The organism is Enterococcus saccharolyticus subsp. saccharolyticus, from assembly GCF_029023825.1.
GTDB lineage: Bacteria > Bacillota > Bacilli > Lactobacillales > Enterococcaceae > Enterococcus_F > Enterococcus_F saccharolyticus.
In genome coordinates this window covers 1631553-1649660 of record NZ_CP118957.1, presented here as the reverse complement: position 1 = coordinate 1649660, position 18108 = coordinate 1631553, and the positions used below count along the sequence as shown (strand labels likewise).

The window sequence follows — 18108 nt, the reverse complement described above, 5'->3', positions numbered from 1 at the left end:
TGCTATCTATTTTTGTAAGATATATATATGTTTTCTTTTTATAAGCTTTCAGTTAAAATAAACAATGATTATATAGGATGGGAGATAATTGATGAGAGTAATAACTTCGTTAAGCAAAGATATTTATTTAAAGCTTGTAAAAAAAAGTGCTGATAAAACTAAACTACCACATCAAAAGATTGTATATCTGTTGAGTTTTCCATCTACAAGTAGCTATGTTTTGAAAAAATTATATGAAAAATTTGGAAATAAATTACTTATTTGTTATACAAAAGATGGTTTAGAATTAGCTCAGCAATATAAAAATAAAGGATGTACAATTTATAATATTGATCATTTTCCTACGTTGCTGAAAGATGTGGTGCCCATAATTGTAGGAAGTAAGGTTATTTTATGTGATAATTACTATGCTTTTTTAGCAGGAGTGAGGTTATCTAGCGAGACTGTGGTAGTTCAATTATGGCATGCAAATGGTGCAATAAAATCATTTGGCTTAAGTGCTAATTATACAAAAAATGTCTCTTCAAAAGATCAGAAGCGTTATTTAGATGTCTATCAAAAATTTACGCATTATGTTGTTAGTTCAGAAAAAATGTCCGAAGTTTTTGCAAATAATTATCAACAACCTATTGTTAGCTTACCTTTTGGTTATTTACCTACAGATTATTACTTTGATGATACTTGGCTTGCTACTTCTAAAAAGAAGTTTGATACGCAATTTCTAACAAAAAAAAAGATAGCTTTATACGTTCCTACATATAGAGAAAAGTATGCCAAAATACCCTTAGATTTTTCAAAGATAAGCAATACTCTTGGATCGGAGTGGTTATTGTTTGTCAAAGCTCATCCCCATGATAAACAATTGGAAAACGAGTTAAGGAAAGAGAAAACAATAATAACTGATTTTAAGGGAATGAGTTTACAGGAATTATTGCCATCCGTAGATTGTTTGATTACGGATTATTCTTCCGTCCCTTTTGAGTATTCTTTAGCTAATCCTAATGGAAAAATTATTTTTTTCTGTTATGATTTATTAGAATATCAAAACTCAGTTGGATTGGAAAAAGATTTTACTACATGGGCACCGGGGAGAATTGTAAAAAATGAAAAAGAGTTATTACAAGAAATTCAACATTCAAACTATCGAAAATTAGATACTTTCAATCAATTATGGAATGAATATGTGAATGGAAAAGCCGCAAACCAGCTAGTAGAATGGGTGAATAACAAATATGAAAACTGAAAGAATAATGGGAATTCCTGTTGATAGGATAACTTATGCAGATATTTTAGAGGATGTACCTAACTATTGTAAATCTGGTGAGAAAATGACTGTCATTAGTGTTAATCCTCAAATAGTTGTAGAAGGGCAAAACTATCCAGAAATTATCAAATTTATTGAGAATAGTACACATCGTATCCCTGATGGAATCGGAATTGTTATGGTTTCAAAAATACTTGGTGGTAAAATTCGAGAACGCGTTGCGGGATTTGACTTAATGGTTAAATTTTTAGAGTATGCTAACGAACATCATCAACGAGTCTTTTTTTATGGAGCAAAACCTGATGTATTAAATGATGCAATAAAAAACATTCGCAAGGAATATCCTCATTTGATAGTGACTGGAAAAATAGATGGATATACGAAGTTGACTGAAGAACAAATAATCGAGAAAATAAATGCTGCACAAACTGATTTTTTATTTGTCGCTTTAGGATTTCCTAAACAGGAACAATGGTTAAGCAAAAATGTTGAAAAAGTGCAAGCAAATGTTTTTCAAGATGTGGGTGGGAGTTTTGATGTACTAAGTGGGCATGTTAAAAGAGCACCCCAAATTTTTATTGACTATCATTTGGAATGGTTGTATCGTTCATTGAGTAATCCAAAAAGAATTGGGCGAATATTTCAATTGCCGCTTTTTGTTGTGAAGAGTTTGTGGTGGCAGGTAAAAAAATAAGTAAGAAAGAATTTTAGTCATATTTTAGGAGTGAAACTTGTGGCAAAAATAATTACACCAAGAGTAAAAAAAGTTTTAAAAAGAAAATTAAATCGAAAATACGAATTCCAATACCTAAAATTTTTAAAAAAACCAATTGAAAAAAACACGATTCTGATTGAATCAACGCATGGTAGAGATTTTAGTGGACATGTTTTTTATATGGCGAAACAGTTACAAGAACAATTTTCAGAAATGAGTATTGTTGTTGGAATTAAGAATGATAAAAGAGAAGAACTTGAAAAATTATTTCAAAAACATAATCTGCATTCTTTAAAAATTGTAGATTACTTATCTAAAGAGTATATTTTGGCTTTAGCAACAGCTGAATATTTAGTTAATGATACCACTTTCTGGGATTTCTTTAATAAACGTCCTGAGCAAACCTATATTAATATTTGGCACGGTACGCCTTTAAAATGTTTGGGTAAAGATATGGCATTAGATGGTTTTGGTAATGTACAAAAGAATTTTTTAAGTGCAGATTTATTTGTATTAAGTAATGAATATACCAAAGAAAAGATGGTAACAGGATATAATTTAGAAAATATAAGTAGTACAAAAGTTGTTGTAGGCCCCTCTCCTAGAAATAGTATTTTATTTGATGTAAAAAGACGTCAACAAATGAGAAGTGAATTGAATGTTGATGATAAAAAAGTCTATCTATATATGCCAACATATCGAGATACAGGGACTTCGACAGCAGTTATAGAAGAAACACTAGCGTATATTGATGAGCAATTGACACAAAATGAATGTTTGTTTGTGAAATTACATCCGTTTGATGCTGAGAAATTGACAATGGATTTGTCTGAATTTAAACACATTGCAGAATATCCAGATGGGATAGAGACATATGAATTTTTAACAGCAGTTGATACACTAATTACTGATTACAGTTCAATTATGTATGATTTTTCTTGTACAGATAGACAAATCATTCTTTATACATATGATAAGGAAGATTATTATAAGTCTAGAGGGTTATATGAAGATGTAGATGAGTATCCTTTTGCACAAGTAGAAACTAAAGAAGAATTGTATCAAGAAATGCTTTATCCTAAAATGCAAGATATCAATGATTTAACTCTATTTAAAAATAGATTTGTTGCTTCAGACAATGTTAATGGTACAAAGCAATTGTTAGATTATGTATTTAAAAATAAGGTGAATGAAAATATTATTGAATATAGCTTAAGAAATGAAAAAGAAAATGTCGTTTTCTTTGCAGGCGGTTTGTGGGATAACGGAATTAGTCGGGCTTTTTTTAATACATTGAACTCAATTGATTTATCTGAAAAAAATTATATTTTGTATGTTAAAGACAGAGCTGTGAAAAAGGAACACAAGTATAAATTACAAGAGTTAGAAATTCCGTATGTACTTAGTGCAGGTATTGCCCAATACAATTTTATTGAAGGTATTCTTACTTATTTGTATCTTAATAAAGAGTGGTTTGGTAGAAGTATTGGTAAAAAATGGATTGAAAAAATTATTTTCAAAATGTATCGTCGAGATTTTCGTCGTATGTTCAATGGATTAGAAATTAATCAATTTATCCATTACACTGGTTTTGAACGGTCATTGGCAGCTATGTTAAGTGCTTTATCTGGTTCCAATATAAAAACGTCAATTTTTTATCATACAGATATGTTTGAAGAATATGAAGCTAAAAGAAACATTAGTATGAAGACATTAAAAAGAACCTATGAATTAGTGGATCAATTAATTATTGTTAATAAAGAATTAGAAGTTCGTTTGTTAGAAAATTATCCTAACTTAAATAATGTTATTGTTTTAGATAACTTTTTAGGTTACCAAGAGATCAGAGAGTTAAGTAGAGAAAGTATTTTCACGTCATTTTTAGGTGTACCATTACAATATGGCTATGCAGAAGAGATAGTAAATGATGTTATGGGTGATTTTAATAAATTGAAAAAAAATAATATTAAAGCTGCTAACAAATTTTTACCAACGATTAGGAAACATAAATTAAGCACTAAAGGTCTTTTTCCTTATGTAGAAGAACATTTTGAAGAATTGAATCAAGGCATAAATATGCCTTTTACAGGATTAATCGATCATTCTTCGTTAGTAAAAATTAACTACAATGAATTAGGATATCTCTATGGTGTCAGTAAATTAAAATTAATGGATGACTTATTAAATCCTGAGATTAAAGTGTTTATTAATATTGGACGCTTTGATATCCAAAAAGGACATGACCGTTTGATTGATGCATTTGTAGAAATTAATAAAGAATATCCAAACACACGTTTAGTTATTGTTGCTCCCCATGGACCATTGAAAAAGAAAACGATCCAACAAGTTCGTAATTCTGGAGTAAAAGAATGTATTACAATACTAGGTGGTATGGATAATCCATACTCTTTATTGAGACTAGCTGATGCATTTGTGTTTACTAGTTTGTATGAAGGACTAGGATTAGTTGTATTTGAAGCTCTTGCAGTAGGAACTGATGTAATTACAGTAGATATTCCCGCTACAACAGAAGGTATAATAAGAGGTAGTTCTATCGATAATCCTGCAGCAGTCATTGTGGAAAATTCACTAGAAGGAATTATTGATGGTTGGAAAAATTATCTGTCGGATACGCCTGTACTTCCTCCATATGATTTTGATACACAAGAATCAGAATCTTTGAGTGCATGGCATAAAATAGTGAACGAGAAATAAATAACAAAAAGAGAGTATAATCTATCTAAGATTCTACTCTTTTTTTGAAGGAGAACTGACAATGATCAATCAACTTAAAAAAAATCTTATGTCTCCAAATGAATTGCGTTATCTACATAGCCGTAGCAAACCAATTTTAAAGAAGACGATATTATTGGAAAGTACACATGGTCGTGAACTATCAGGACATATTTATTCTTTAGCTAAACAATTAATGCTTGATTATCCAGAATATAAAATATATCTTGTCTTAAGAAAAAATAGAATATCACCAGAGTGTTTTACGGGCAAAATCGTTGAACACATGAGTGCGGAATATTTACGTTTGTTGGCTACTTGTGAATATTTGATAAATGACACCTCTTTTTGGGAGTTTTTCCACAAAAGATCCGAGCAAAAATACTTTATTTTTTGGCATGGGACACCCTTGAAGTATTTAGGTAAATCGACACAGCTACAAGGATATGGAAATATTCAAAGAAATTTAGCAGCTGCCGATAAAATTTTTGTCAGTAATGATTTTACTAAAGAAAAATTAATAGCAGATTTTGGAATTAAAGATATTACGCACAACCAAATTGTTGTTGCCCCATCACCTCGAAATAGTTCCTTATTTGAAAATCGTGTTGTGAAAGGACGATATCTTTACATGCCAACGTGGCGAGGCAAAGATGTTTCGAACATTCATGTCTCACAGAAAATGTTACAAGAACTTGCAAAATTAGACCAATTATTATCGGAAAATACGGAGGTATATGTCAAACTACATCCATATGAAGCGTCTTTATTAAATTTTTCAGAGCAAAATTACTGTCATTTGAAGCTTTATCCCGAAAATGAAGAACTATATGATTTTTTACAAACTGTCGAGAAATTAATTACCGATTATTCGTCTATTATGTTTGATTTTGCAATTACAAATCGCCCAATTATTTTATGGACATTTGATGAAAAGGAATATCTAAAGGAAAGAGGAATGTATCTTTCGTTAGATGAGTTGCCGTTTACAAAGGTAACGAATGCCGAAAAATTGGCGTCTCTACTTGAAAACCAGTCTGTGACAAATTATGAAATAGTTCATAAAAACTATACCTCTTTAGATGATAAAGAAGGAACAAAAATTGTTTTAGATTATTTATTTCAAAATAAGTTGCACCCATCTATCTATGCGTATTCAAATTGGAATGGACGAGAAAATGTGTTGATTTATGCATATCAACTAAATGATAATGGGATAACTTCTTCTTTGTTAAATATTTTAGATGAAGCAGATTTATCCTTGCGTAATTATATTTTAATTTGGCAAGAGGGAATGATTCCATCTGAATTAGAATATAAAATTCAAAATTTACCAAAAGAGATGTACACCTTTATTCAGACAGGAAAAGTTCAGTGCACATTGGCTGAAATGCTGCATACATCGTTATATATGCAGCAATTACCAGCAAATAAAGAAAGCGTTGCTTGTATGTATCGGAGAGATTTTGAACGAACTTTTCCTAATTTACAAGTGACACATTTTATCCATTATCCAGGCTATGATCGTTCATATGCTGTATGGGTATGGGCGCTGAAAAAATTAGGGATTAAGACCACTATTTTTGTTCATACGGATATGGAAAAAGAATTTAAAATTAATCCAAGCTTAAAGCCCAAGATTATTTTTGAAGCATATAAACAAGCTGACCATGTTGTTTGTGTCTCTCGACCGATTGAAACAAAGATTTTATCGCTTACTCCAACTGCGAATACCCTAGTGATGGAAGTTTTAATAAATCCATCGTTGATACAAAAAATAGCACAAAAACCATTGGATCAAACAATCCCTAACGAATTGTTGCAGGATTTCAATCATTCAGAGATAACCGTTTTTGTGAGTGTTGGTCGATTTTCAAAACAAAAAGGCTATGATCGTTTGATTTCAGCTTTTGAACAGCTCAATAATCCTCACACACGTTTAGTATTAATTTGTTCATATGGTCCTGAAAAAGAGGCGATAACCGAACAAATCAATAGTAGCTCTGTCAAAAAACAAATATATCTTTTAGAAAACTTGGTTCAACCATATAATTTAGTGAAAAAAGCGAATGCATTTGTTTTCAGTAGTAGATATGAGGGGTTAGGAATGGTGGTTTTTGAAGCTTTAGCTGTAAAAACTCCAGTTATTATGACGAATATTCCAGAAACATTAGATGTTTTAGGAGATAGAGAAAAAGCGATTATTGTAGAGAATTCAACTGACGGATTACTAAAAGGCATGCAGAAATATTTGATAGAAGGTAGTAAGGTTGTGTCGTTTGATTTTGAGGAAAAAGAAAAGAAATCAATGAAAGTTTGGGAAAGTTTATTTAGAAACAATTAAAAAATTGTACTATAGTGCAAATCATTTTTCAAAATCATTCCCCTTCTCCTTACTTTCGTGTATAATGATACAAGTTAGAAACAGAAAGTAAGGAGGCGTTGTTTTGAAACGAGAACAACACTCGAATGAATCGGAATTCCTTGGAGAAAATAACAAAAATAATAAAGCAGAAGAAACGTTTCATTCTTCAAATCCAGATGGGAAGAAGGCAGATGTAGTGGATCGAAAAGAAGAGAATTTACGAAAATCTCAACGTCGAAAAGAAGACAAGATAGTTACACGAATTGTAGCTATTGTCGTGCTAGCATTAGTAATTGTTGGTGGGGTGTTTGGCTTTTCTACGTATCGATATGTAGCATCTAGCATCAAACCCTTAGACCCAGACAATTCGAAAAAAGTTGTTGTAGATATCCCAAGTGGCTCATCCAACAAAATGATTGGTCAAATTTTAGAAGATGAAAAAGTGATTAAAAGTGGTATGGTGTTTAATTACTATACAAAATTTAATAATTTAACTGGTTTTCAAGCTGGAAAATATCAATTATCACCAGATATGACATTAGATGAAATTGGCGAATTATTGCAAAATGGTGGATTGGCGGCAGATCAAGCAGATGCACGTTTAACAATTCCAGAAGGTTACGATATTGACCAAATTGGCGATACGATTGAAAAACATACTGGATTGAAGAAGAAAGATTTTATTGCTTTAATGAAAGACGAAAAATTCTTTGATGAATTATTGGAACAATTCCCAGATTTATTAACAGATGCAAGTAAATCTGAAGGCGTTCGTTATCGTCTAGAAGGGTATCTGTTCCCAGCGACATATGATTTTTACAAAGGTACGTCTCTTGAAACACTAGTGACTGAAATGGTTTCAGCAACCAATAATGTGCTAGCTGAATATTACGAACAAATTGAAAATGCTGGATTGAACGTCCATGAAGTGTTAACAATTGCGTCGTTAGTTGAAAAAGAGGGCGTTACAGAAGACGATCGTAAGAAGATTGCACAAGTATTCTTCAATCGTTTAGAAGTAGGGATGCCACTGCAATCAGATATTTCTATTTTGTATGCGTTAGGTGTGCATAAAGAGATGGTTCTTTATGAAGACTTAGAAGTCGATTCACCGTATAACTTATATAAAAACACAGGATATGGACCAGGCCCATTTGATAATCCAAGTGAGCAAGCAATTAAAGCAGTGTTAGAACCAACACCAAATAATTATTATTATTTTGTTGCTGATTTAGAGACTGGTAAAGTTTATTATGCAGAAAACTTAGATGAACATAATAAATTAGTTGATGAATACGTGAATAAAACAAATAAAACGGATTAAACTTATTTTCTAAAAGAAAGTGGTTTACAATTATTGAAAAGCGTGGTAATCTTTTGTGGATTCTATACAAAAGATTACCATTTTATTACACCTAGGTTTATTCTAGAGATGCGAAATGATGAGATGTAAAAGGAGATTTTATTATGGTAGAAAAAGTATATCCAATGACGATAGAAGGAAAAGAGAAGTTAGAACAAGAGTTAGAAGAACTAAAAACTGTGAAACGTGGCGAAATTATTGAACGTATCAAAGTTGCTCGTAGTTTCGGTGATTTATCTGAGAACTCTGAATACGAATCTGCAAAAGATGAACAAGCTTTTGTAGAAGGTCGTATTACTACGTTAGAAACAATGATTCGTTTTGCACAAATCATTGATAATGATGGCGTAGATCAAGATGAAGTATCCATCGGTAAAACAGTTGTCTTTAAAGAATTACCAGACGAAGAGGAAGAAGAATATACAATTGTCGGTAGTGCCGAAGCAGATCCATTCTCTGGTAAGATTTCAAATGATTCACCGATTGCGCAAGCTTTAATTGGTAAAAAAATTAATGATGAAGTAACTATCTCAACACCTGGTGGAGACATGTTAGTTAAAATCGTGGATGTAAAATAAGTAGCACTGATAATAGGAATAGACCATAAGGGTTTATTCCTATTTATTTGTTATTTTCAGCCTCACGACGGATGTAGTTTGTGATAAAAACGAGTATGATAAGCAGAGAAATTGGAGTAGAGGAGGAAATTCTATGAATAGTCCATGGCGGTTCTTTTTTGTCGTAGAAGCATTATTGTTTTTACTTGCTGTGTGGCAAATTATTAATAATACACCGTTATTAATTTTATTGGGCATTGGAATGTTAAATGTTTATTTAGCAATGAAACGTAAAAAACATTTACGTACAAAGAATTTTCAATTAATTGTCGGTTGTTTGATGATTCTAGTTAGTTTATTAAATAGCCCAGCTTTATGGTTAATGATTGTTTTTGCGATTCTTTTTATTGGACTAAAAGGAGTAGAAATTTCAGGAATTGATTTTTCAAAACATTCTTTTTGGCGCAAAAAACAAATCATCATGGTGGAAACAGATGAACCACAAAACCACGACGGCAAAAAGAAAAAACAACAATGGTTTGGCAACGAACGTATTGGCAATCAAGTATATGAATGGGACGATATTAATCTCAGTATTTTATCCGGCGATACAATCATTGATTTAGGGAATACAATCTTGCCAAAAAATGATAATATTGTATTAGTAAGAAAAGGGTTTGGTCGGACACGAATTTTGATTCCAACCGGGATTGGTGTTCAACTAGAACATGCGGCATTTGTTGGTTCAGTGACTTTTGAAGAAAAAGAAACGGAATTGCGAAATGAAGTATTAACTGTTGTAAGTAGTGATTATAGTACTAGTCCACGACGTTTAAAAATTGTATCTAACACCTTAGTGGGAGATTTAGAGGTGATTCGTGTATGATTGCTAAAACCTCACGAAGTATGCTCGCATTGTATAGTGGCATTGCGACCTTACTCATCTTAGTTTTTGTTTTATTTACCTATTTATTTGCCACTGGTCAAAAAAACTGGTGGTTGCAATTATTTCAAGTTAAAGTATTATTTATCCCCATGATTTTTTATTTATTAGCCATTGCGATTGTAGTAGGTATCTCTATTTTTGTGTTACTATCATTTACCCAAAAAAGATTACTGGCACCAATTGAAGAAAAAATGCGCTTATTAGCAAATGGTAACTTAGAAAGTAAAACATTGAATGAGAATATGCCATTATCTGCTTCAAATAAAGAATTATTTAATATGGACAATGACATTCATCAAATCAAAGAAAAACTAAAAGAGATGTCGAGTGAGTTGCAAATTTTAAATGCACGTCCTCAAGTGGTTGATGGACAAACGAAAGAAGAGATTTTAGAAAATGAACGTCATCGTTTAGCAAGAGAACTCCATGATTCGGTTTCACAACAGCTATTTGCTGCAATGATGATGATGTCAGCATTAAATGAACAAGCTATTAAAACAGATGCACCAGAAGTGCAGCGCAAACAATTAGCAATGGTTTCAGATATTATTAATGCTTCACAGTCAGAAATGCGTGCATTACTGCTACATCTGCGACCAGTTACGTTAGAAGGTAAGAGTTTAAAACAGGGCATTGAACAATTGTTGCGAGAATTGCAAACGAAAATCAAAATTTCTTTAAAATGGGAGATTGAAGATTTAGTGATGCCTAATAGCATTGAAGACCAACTGTTTCGTGTTGTTCAAGAGCTGTTATCTAATACATTACGCCACGCAAAAGCAGAAGAATTAGAAGTGTATCTGAATTTAATTGATCAAAATATTTTGTTGCGCGTTATTGATGATGGGGTTGGTTTTGATCCAGAAAAACAACAGCAAAAAGCAGGAAGTTATGGTTTAATGAACATCCGTGAGCGAATTACTGGTGTAGGTGGTACATTAAAAATTATTAGTTTTAAAAATCAAGGAACAAGTGTAGAAATTAAAATTCCTTTGTTGAAGGAGGTTGTTAGTTAATGATACGAGTATTGTTGGTCGATGATCATGAAATGGTTCGTTTAGGTGTTTCTTCGTATTTACTGATTCAAGATGATATTGAGGTAGTTGGCGAAGCGGAGAACGGCATAATAGGGTATGAAAAAGCGTTAGAGTTACGTCCAGATGTCATATTGATGGACTTAGTTATGGATGAAATGGACGGGATTGAATCGACAAAAGCGATTTTAAAAGACTGGCCGGAAGCTAAAATTATTATCGTAACCAGTTTTATTGATGATGAAAAAGTATATCCAGCGATTGAGGCGGGTGCGGCAGGTTATATGTTAAAAACGTCAACTGCTCATGAAATTGCCGATGCTATTCGTGCCACACAACGCGGAGAACGTGTGTTAGAACCCGAAGTGACGACTAAAATGGTCAATCGCATGACCAATAAAACGATGCAATTGCATGAAGAATTAACGAATCGTGAACGTGAAGTCTTGATGTTGATTTCACAAGGGAAAAGTAATCAAGAAATCGCAGATGAATTATTTATTACTTTGAAAACAGTTAAGACCCACGTTTCGAATATTTTATCAAAACTTGAAGTAGAAGATCGTACACAAGCTGCTATTTATGCATTTAAGCATAAGTTAGTAAAATAATCGTTTCTGATAGAAATAAATCAAACATTTGTTATAATTTGTAGATAAACCTTGCTTAAAGGAGCGAAAAGAATGAGACAAAATTATGCCATTATTGGCTTAGGTCGTTTCGGTGGGAGTATTTGCCGAACTTTGATAGAATCAGGACAAGAGGTTTTAGCAATTGATAGTAATGAAGATCGTGTCAATGAATATATGAATATTGCTACGCATGCCGTTGTCGGAAATGCGCAAGATGAAATGACTTTACGTTCATTAGGTATTCGAAATTTTGACCATGTCATTGTTGCCATTGGTGAGGATATTCAAGCGAGCATTTTGGTAACTTTAATGGTAAAAGAAATGGGCGTACCTAATGTTTTGGCTAAAGCACAAAATGAGTATCATGCACGTGTGTTAGAAAAAATTGGTGCGGATCGTGTTGTCCATCCTGAAAGAGATATGGGCATTCGTATTGCTCATAATTTGGTATCTAAAAATATTTTAGATTTCATTGAACTTTCGGATGAATTTTCATTGGCTGAAATTCGTGTAAACAATGAACGTTTCTTCAATAGAACATTGCTAGAATTGAATTTTCGTCAGAAATTTGGTTTAACGGTTGTCGCTATTCGTCGAGGGAATGGTAAAGTTGTTGTTTCACCTTCCGCAAGCGAAATCGTACGCGAAAATGATAATTTACTTGTCATTGGAAATACAGATGAAGTAGATTTACTTGACGATAAATTAAATGACTAGGAGTGCAGCAAATGAAAATGATAATTACAGATACAGCATTAGCATGGTTTAAAAAAGAAGTGGTCTTACAACCAGGAACAGGTATTCGCTTCTTTGGAAAAATTTATGGAAATACTCAAGTTCATGATGGATTTTCAGTAGGGATGTCAGTTGATCGTCCAGAACATCCACTTTTTGAAGAAACTGTTGATGGCATTTTGTTTTTTGCTGAAGAAAGTGATGATTGGTTCTTTAAAGGGGTAGAAATGACTGTTGACTATGATGAAAAATTAAACGAACCAAAATATTTATTTACAGAGTTATAATAATTGAATGTGAAAAGCTAAATTAATCTTAGAATTTGGCTTTTTTTTCTACCTTTCTAAAAAATGTGCTATAATTTTTGAGAATTAGGAGGTCGAAACAGACATGTTATCAATTATAGTCCCTTGTTATAATGAGGAAGAATCTCTTCCCCTATTTATTAACGAAGTAGAAAAAGTAGCTGTGAATATCGAACATAAATTGGAATATATTTTTGTGAATGATGGATCGAAAGATCAAACATTACAAGTGTTGCGAAATCTCCACAAACAAATGCCTGATAAGGTGAGATATATTTCTTTTTCAAAGAATTTTGGGAAAGAAGCAGGGTTATATGCTGGATTACAAGCGGCAAAAGGTGACTTAATTACTGTCATGGATGCTGATTTGCAAGACCCTCCAGAACTATTACCCCAAATGATTCAAATGATTGAGGAATCAGATATTGATTGTGTGGGTACTAGACGTGCTGATCGTCAAGGCGAACCACCAATTCGTAGTTTTTTTGCTAAAATGTTTTACAAATTAGTGAATAAATTTGGTGACACTGAAATGGTAGACGGCGCACGTGATTTTCGTTTGATGACTAGACAAATGGTAGATGCTATTTTAGAAGTGACAGAATACAATCGTTTTTCAAAAGGTATCTTTAGTTGGGTAGGCTTCAAAACCGAATATCTATCTTATGAAAACCGTGAGCGTGTAGCTGGAGAAACATCGTGGTCTTTTTGGAGCTTATTTAAATATTCAATAGATGGTATTGTTAATTTTTCAGACGCACCATTAACAATTGCTTCAGTCATCGGTGCAATTTCGTGTATCGGAGCTGGAATTGCGTTGCTATTTATTGTGTTTCGGGCATTAATTTTTGGTGATCATACAGAAGGATGGCCATCGTTAGTATCCATTATTTTATTTGTAAGTGGTATTCAACTGTTATGTATCGGGATTATTGGGAAGTATATTGGGAAAATATTCTTAGAAACTAAAAAACGTCCGATTTACATTGTCAAAGAAACCGAAGAAAAATAAGAAGATGGTTTGCACCATCTTCTTTTTAATATCCAGATTGAATATTCACGGCATTTTTAGTGAGATGACCTGTCGTAGCGAATGACTTGAAATTTTCGATAAAAATTCGCATAAACGCCTTTTGAAAATGCGGAGTATATCCAGAGATATGTGGCGTAATTAGTACATTGTCTAAGGTCCATAAAGGATGTTCCTTTGGTAAAGGTTCTTCTTCAAAAACATCGAGTGCGGCAAAATGGATCGAATGATCAAGTAATGCTTGATAAAGGGCCGTAGTATCCACACTTGCACCACGACCAACATTAATAAAAGTAGCTGACTTTTTCATTGTTGCAAAGAAATCGTCGTCGTATAGATGATGGGTATCTTCGGTTAATGGTAGAATATTGATAATGACATCTGCTTTTTGCGTTTGAGGTGCCAATTCCACAATCGAATATGTTTCATGAAAATGCTCAATTGCTCGACCATTAGTGTTAATACCAATAGGGTGACATTGAAGAAATTCTAAGCATTTTGCCAAGCGTTGTCCGATTTTTCCAGTGCCGACAATCAAAATACGTAAATCTTGTAGATTATTAATGGTCACATCTTGTTGCCAATGGGCTTGTTGCTGGCTATTAATTGCTTCAAAAATCCCCCGACTTTGCATAAATAAAATGGCTAAGATATGATCTGTAATTGATTGTGCATGGATTCCACTTGCATTAGATAATTTAATCTGATATTTTGCAAATTCATTTAAAGGTAAGGTGTCGACCCCTGCAGAAATAGCCTGTACCCACTTTAATGAAGTGGAAGGAACAAGTAATTTATCTGCCCAATCTTTCGACCATCCAAGGGTGATTTCTACTTTGTTCCATTCAAAGGAAGACTGAATCTCTTCGGTAGTGATAAATTGATAGTCAGTCGAAATTTCCCGCATTTGACGAATAAATTCTTCGCGAAATGAGCGTGTAGATAAAATATATTTAATCATAAATGATACCTCCTTTTCTTTCAGTCTAGCAAACTTTTATAAAAAAAGACATTCCCAAAATGGAAATGTCAGGTAATATTTTTTTCTGGACGCACAGCACGTGTGAAAATGAATAAGGTACTTAATAAAATAAAGGTGCTACTATCAAAGGTATACGTTAGTGCATGAACCAGTGTTGCGACGACAACCGGCAAGGTGACGCAAAGTGTGGCAATTTTTAAGTTATCGATAAAAGAATAACGGACTTGACGGAAACGACAATAAATATTGCCAAATAAAGTTGCAATCAAAATAGAAGTAATCAAACTCAAAAATGATGGATACAAGGCAACTGCAAAGATAATGACAAAGACCCACCAAGGTGTTTGATGATTTTCTAACATATCTCGTAGCATTTTTCCGTTAAGCAGTTGAGGATTAGTCAGATCTGTATAAAGTAGTTCTAACTTGTTTCCACCTAAAATAGAACTAGTGGCGTCAGTTGAGGGCAAGGTGACAATCAATTCTTCTGAAAGTAAACCAACGCTTAAAAAGTTGCCGACCATATCTTTTGAAACATCTTCTGGTGTTCGGCGACCTTCAGGATCAAAAGTAAAAATAATGGAGTTGGTTTGGTAAATAAACCCTTTTTCAGCATTTTCAGTTTTTAGTTTTCCATCTTCAATGGTAAAATCAGGAATTTGATTGGCGATTTCTTGCCCATCAGTTTGAATGTCCTTAAAAATTTGTAGGACTTGAAAGGTAATTGGAATCGCAGATAGTGCACTTAATAAAAAGATGTAAAAGATAATTTTCCCTAAGCCGACTTTTCGAGCCTCTTTTAATTGAGGGAAATTAAAAAAAGAGTGTTTTGCAAGTTGAATTAATGACATGATACAATCCCTTCATAACATGAATAGTTTAAAATACTAAAGTCTATTGTATCAGAAGATAAATAGAAACAAAATAATAAAAAAGCAAATAAGGAGAAGAAGTTATGAATTTTTTAGTGAAATGGAAACAACGATTAGAAGAAAGAAAATTATGGGAAGTTTTTATTTATCTTTTTTTTGGTGTCTTAACAACAATTGTTAATATTGCTGTTCATTTTACTTGTTTAGATGTATTTGGTTGGCATTATATGGTCGCTACGGTTGTTTCATGGGTTGTTTCGATTTTATTTGCTTTTGTCACGAATAAACGTTGGGTTTTTCATTCTAAAACAGAAACAAGCATAGAATGGGTCATGGAATTTTCAAAGTTTGTTTTTTATCGTTTGTTATCATTAGTGATGGACATGGGAAGTATGTATGTGTTAATTGAACTCATTCATACTGGAGATATCGTCGCAAAAATCTTTACGCAAGTCCTAGTAGTTGTTGCAAATTATGTTTTCAGTAAGTTTTTAATTTTCACACGTAAATGAGAAAAAAACTAAGCATATTTTTTGAAGAAAATCGCTTTCTCTGATAATCTTACAATGTAAATAACTATTTAGGAGGAATTATTCTATGACTTACACATTACCAGATTTACCATATGCTTACGATGCTTTGGAACCACACATTGATGTTGAAACAATGCATTTACATCATGACAAACACCATAACACTTATGTGACAAACTTAAATGCAGCAGTTGAAAAATATCCTGAATTAGGCGAAAAATCTGTAGAAGATTTAATTTCTGATTTAGCAGCAGTTCCTGAAGATATTCGCACAGCCGTACGCAACAATGGTGGTGGACATGCAAACCATACATTCTTTTGGGAAATTATGGCACCAAACGCTGGTGGCGAACCTGTAGGCGAGCTAAAAGCAGCGATTGACGAAAAATTTGGTAGCTTTGATGCATTCAAAGCAGAATTTAAAGCAGCAGCGACTAGCCGATTTGGTTCTGGTTGGGCTTGGTTAGCTTTAAATAATGGGTTATTAGAAGTGACTTCTACACCAAATCAAGATTCTCCATTAATGGATGGTCGTACACCAATTGTTGGTTTAGACGTTTGGGAACACGCGTATTACTTAAACTACAAAAATGTTCGTCCAGACTATATTGATGCTTTCTGGAACTTAGTGAACTGGGAAAAAGCAAACGAATTATACAACGCAGCAAAATAATTGTTGAAATCGTTCGAGCAGGTAGAATTATTCTATCTGCTTTTTTTGATTGAGTGTTATTGTAAGGAGAGAGAACGTGTTAGAACGTAGAAAAGTAACTGAAGCAGATATTAAAACTATTCATCCAATTATTACTGAAATTTGGCAAGAAGTGTACACGCCAATTATTGGTAGTTCACAAGTGGCTTATATGCTAGAAACTTATCAGGGGCCTGAAAATATTCGCCAAGAGATGCAACAAGGAACGCAGTATTATCTGTTATTTTTAGAAAATACATGTGTCGGCTATACGGCATATGAAGTGAAACCAGACTATTTGTATTTAAGTAAAATTTATATTCATCAAGCATATCGTGGCCAAGGACTTATGCGAGAAGTTTTTGATTGGTACGATCAATTAAGCCAAGAATTGAAATTAAAACAGCGCTTGCGAGTGAATCAGAAAAATAGCCAGGCAATTGCTGTTTATCAACATCGTGGATTTAAATTAATCAAAGAGGATATTGCAGATATTGGTCAAGGATTTTTGATGATAGATTATCTTTTTGAAAAAAACTGTTGCTAACGTTTTCATTTTTGTTATAATATTTGTGACGAAAATATTCGTTATTTTACTATTTTGGAGGCATCATTTATATGGAACATGGAACAGTGAAATGGTTTAACAATGAAAAAGGTTTTGGCTTTATTACTGCGGATAATGGCAACGACGTGTTCGTTCATTTTTCAGCAATTCAAGGTGATGGTTTTAAAGCACTTGAAGAAGGACAAGAAGTAGAATTTACAATTGTTGAAGGTTCTCGCGGTCCTCAAGCGGCAGAAGTAACAAAACTTTAATCAGAACTGAACCACAAAGAACGCTCTTTGTGGTTTTTCTTTTGTTGCTATTTTAGCGTTTTTTTGTTATCTTCAATTATATTAAATAATAAATGAGGTTTTAATTATGAAACGAATAATTACGTATGGAACATTTGATTTGTTGCATTATGGTCATATAAACTTATTGCGTCGTGCAAAAGAACAAGGTGATTATTTAGTTGTTGCTTTGTCGACAGATGAATTTAATTGGGATAAAAAACAAAAGAAATGCTATTTTTCTTTTGAAAAAAGAAAACAATTATTAGAAGCCATTCGTTATGTAGATTTGGTGATTCCTGAAAATAGTTGGGAGCAAAAAGTTTCAGATATTAAAGAATATCATATCGATACCTTTGTGATGGGCGATGATTGGGCAGGTGAATTTGACTTTATCCAAGAACAAACAGAGGCAGAAGTCATTTATTTAGCTCGTACACCAGAAATTTCAACAACACAAATCAAAAAAGATTTAAAATTAAATGAAAACTAAGTCGAGACTCCTCGACTTTTT

19 protein-coding genes are annotated in these 18108 nt (G+C 32.8%); 17 read left to right on the top strand and 2 right to left on the bottom strand.

From position 1 onward, the window contains the following. Positions 1–91 precede the first annotated feature (91 nt). The 12 genes from PYW32_RS08460 to PYW32_RS08405 all read left to right on the top strand — a co-directional run bounded on the left by PYW32_RS08460 (position 92) and on the right by PYW32_RS08405 (position 13661). Positions 92–1243, top strand: a complete 1152-nt coding sequence (locus PYW32_RS08460) for a CDP-glycerol glycerophosphotransferase family protein (protein WP_016174738.1) — start codon at positions 92–94, stop codon at positions 1241–1243. Beyond that, on the top strand, positions 1233–1958 hold the full coding sequence (locus PYW32_RS08455; RefSeq protein WP_211210776.1) for a WecB/TagA/CpsF family glycosyltransferase: 726 nt from the start codon (positions 1233–1235) through the stop codon (positions 1956–1958). Before PYW32_RS08460 ends, PYW32_RS08455 begins: the two co-directional genes overlap by 11 nt. A gap of 39 nt (positions 1959–1997) precedes the next feature. Then, positions 1998–4694, top strand: coding sequence for a CDP-glycerol glycerophosphotransferase family protein (locus tag PYW32_RS08450; protein ID WP_016174740.1), 2697 nt, complete (start codon positions 1998–2000; stop codon positions 4692–4694). A gap of 61 nt (positions 4695–4755) precedes the next feature. Further along, a complete protein-coding gene (locus PYW32_RS08445) occupies positions 4756–7056 on the top strand; it encodes a glycosyltransferase (protein ID WP_016174741.1) in 2301 nt (766 codons plus the stop codon). A 103-nt stretch (positions 7057–7159) separates the two neighbouring features. Beyond that, entirely contained in the window at positions 7160–8401 is a 1242-nt protein-coding gene (mltG, locus tag PYW32_RS08440; RefSeq protein WP_016174742.1) for an endolytic transglycosylase MltG, read from the top strand. Between the two features lie 143 nt (positions 8402–8544). Next, positions 8545–9018, top strand: a complete 474-nt coding sequence (gene greA, locus PYW32_RS08435; RefSeq protein WP_016174743.1) for a transcription elongation factor GreA — start codon at positions 8545–8547, stop codon at positions 9016–9018. A 133-nt stretch (positions 9019–9151) separates the two neighbouring features. Next, positions 9152–9883 carry a cell wall-active antibiotics response protein LiaF gene (gene liaF, locus PYW32_RS08430; RefSeq protein WP_016174744.1) on the top strand — a complete coding sequence of 244 codons (732 nt, stop codon included), beginning with the start codon at positions 9152–9154 and terminating at the stop codon, positions 9881–9883. Further along, positions 9880–10959 carry a sensor histidine kinase gene (locus PYW32_RS08425; protein ID WP_016174745.1) on the top strand — a complete coding sequence of 360 codons (1080 nt, stop codon included), beginning with the start codon at positions 9880–9882 and terminating at the stop codon, positions 10957–10959. Before liaF ends, PYW32_RS08425 begins: the two co-directional genes overlap by 4 nt. After that, the gene (locus PYW32_RS08420) at positions 10959–11588 is read left to right on the top strand and encodes a response regulator transcription factor (RefSeq protein ID WP_016174746.1); all 630 of its coding nucleotides are present in this window, start codon (positions 10959–10961) and stop codon (positions 11586–11588) included. The genes PYW32_RS08425 and PYW32_RS08420 overlap by 1 nt, the downstream gene beginning before the upstream one ends. A gap of 72 nt (positions 11589–11660) precedes the next feature. Next, positions 11661–12326, top strand: coding sequence for a potassium channel family protein (locus PYW32_RS08415; RefSeq protein ID WP_016174747.1), 666 nt, complete (start codon positions 11661–11663; stop codon positions 12324–12326). A gap of 11 nt (positions 12327–12337) precedes the next feature. After that, positions 12338–12631 carry a HesB/YadR/YfhF family protein gene (locus PYW32_RS08410; RefSeq protein WP_016174748.1) on the top strand — a complete coding sequence of 98 codons (294 nt, stop codon included), beginning with the start codon at positions 12338–12340 and terminating at the stop codon, positions 12629–12631. 103 nt (positions 12632–12734) lie between these two features. After that, positions 12735–13661 (top strand): glycosyltransferase family 2 protein, encoded by a 927-nt coding sequence (locus PYW32_RS08405; protein WP_016174749.1) that lies wholly within the window; start codon positions 12735–12737, stop codon positions 13659–13661. Positions 13662–13686: 25 nt separating this feature from the next. Here PYW32_RS08405 and PYW32_RS08400 read toward each other — a convergent pair whose 3' ends face one another. Both PYW32_RS08400 and PYW32_RS08395 read right to left on the bottom strand, forming a co-directional pair. Further along, the gene (locus PYW32_RS08400; RefSeq protein ID WP_016174750.1) at positions 13687–14640 is read right to left on the bottom strand and encodes a phosphoglycerate dehydrogenase; all 954 of its coding nucleotides are present in this window, start codon (positions 14638–14640) and stop codon (positions 13687–13689) included. A gap of 68 nt (positions 14641–14708) precedes the next feature. Continuing rightward, positions 14709–15512: a DUF1189 domain-containing protein gene (locus PYW32_RS08395; RefSeq protein WP_016174751.1), complete on the bottom strand. Its 804-nt coding sequence runs from the start codon at positions 15510–15512 to the stop codon at positions 14709–14711. 104 nt (positions 15513–15616) lie between these two features. Between PYW32_RS08395 and PYW32_RS08390 the strand changes: the two genes are divergently transcribed. From PYW32_RS08390 to tagD, 5 genes are all read left to right on the top strand, one after another. Beyond that, positions 15617–16045: a GtrA family protein gene (locus PYW32_RS08390; protein WP_016174752.1), complete on the top strand. Its 429-nt coding sequence runs from the start codon at positions 15617–15619 to the stop codon at positions 16043–16045. Between the two features lie 85 nt (positions 16046–16130). Then, positions 16131–16739 carry a superoxide dismutase gene (locus PYW32_RS08385; protein ID WP_016174753.1) on the top strand — a complete coding sequence of 203 codons (609 nt, stop codon included), beginning with the start codon at positions 16131–16133 and terminating at the stop codon, positions 16737–16739. A 76-nt stretch (positions 16740–16815) separates the two neighbouring features. Then, entirely contained in the window at positions 16816–17304 is a 489-nt protein-coding gene (locus PYW32_RS08380; protein ID WP_016174754.1) for a GNAT family N-acetyltransferase, read from the top strand. Positions 17305–17375: 71 nt separating this feature from the next. Then, positions 17376–17576, top strand: a complete 201-nt coding sequence (locus tag PYW32_RS08375; protein ID WP_016174755.1) for a cold-shock protein — start codon at positions 17376–17378, stop codon at positions 17574–17576. Between the two features lie 106 nt (positions 17577–17682). Next, the gene (gene tagD, locus PYW32_RS08370; protein WP_016174756.1) at positions 17683–18087 is read left to right on the top strand and encodes a glycerol-3-phosphate cytidylyltransferase; all 405 of its coding nucleotides are present in this window, start codon (positions 17683–17685) and stop codon (positions 18085–18087) included. Positions 18088–18108: the final 21 nt, after the last annotated feature.

Excerpts from the sequence above, each read along its gene's own strand:
- PYW32_RS08415 (WP_016174747.1), top strand. The coding sequence starts at position 11,661 with ATGAGACAAAATTATGCCATTATTGGCTTAGGTCGTTTCGGTGGGAGT.
- PYW32_RS08455 (WP_211210776.1), top strand. The coding sequence starts at position 1,233 with ATGAAAACTGAAAGAATAATGGGAATTCCTGTTGATAGGATAACTTAT.
- PYW32_RS08425 (WP_016174745.1), top strand. The coding sequence starts at position 9,880 with ATGATTGCTAAAACCTCACGAAGTATGCTCGCATTGTATAGTGGCATT.
- liaF (WP_016174744.1), top strand. The coding sequence starts at position 9,152 with ATGAATAGTCCATGGCGGTTCTTTTTTGTCGTAGAAGCATTATTGTTT.
- PYW32_RS08460 (WP_016174738.1), top strand. The coding sequence starts at position 92 with ATGAGAGTAATAACTTCGTTAAGCAAAGATATTTATTTAAAGCTTGTA.
- PYW32_RS08405 (WP_016174749.1), top strand. The coding sequence starts at position 12,735 with ATGTTATCAATTATAGTCCCTTGTTATAATGAGGAAGAATCTCTTCCC.
- PYW32_RS08390 (WP_016174752.1), top strand. The coding sequence starts at position 15,617 with ATGAATTTTTTAGTGAAATGGAAACAACGATTAGAAGAAAGAAAATTA.
- greA (WP_016174743.1), top strand. The coding sequence starts at position 8,545 with ATGGTAGAAAAAGTATATCCAATGACGATAGAAGGAAAAGAGAAGTTA.
- PYW32_RS08410 (WP_016174748.1), top strand. The coding sequence starts at position 12,338 with ATGAAAATGATAATTACAGATACAGCATTAGCATGGTTTAAAAAAGAA.
- PYW32_RS08385 (WP_016174753.1), top strand. The coding sequence starts at position 16,131 with ATGACTTACACATTACCAGATTTACCATATGCTTACGATGCTTTGGAA.
- PYW32_RS08395 (WP_016174751.1), bottom strand. The coding sequence starts at position 15,512 with ATGTCATTAATTCAACTTGCAAAACACTCTTTTTTTAATTTCCCTCAA.
- PYW32_RS08420 (WP_016174746.1), top strand. The coding sequence starts at position 10,959 with ATGATACGAGTATTGTTGGTCGATGATCATGAAATGGTTCGTTTAGGT.
- PYW32_RS08445 (WP_016174741.1), top strand. The coding sequence starts at position 4,756 with ATGATCAATCAACTTAAAAAAAATCTTATGTCTCCAAATGAATTGCGT.
- PYW32_RS08375 (WP_016174755.1), top strand. The coding sequence starts at position 17,376 with ATGGAACATGGAACAGTGAAATGGTTTAACAATGAAAAAGGTTTTGGC.
- PYW32_RS08400 (WP_016174750.1), bottom strand. The coding sequence starts at position 14,640 with ATGATTAAATATATTTTATCTACACGCTCATTTCGCGAAGAATTTATT.
- tagD (WP_016174756.1), top strand. The coding sequence starts at position 17,683 with ATGAAACGAATAATTACGTATGGAACATTTGATTTGTTGCATTATGGT.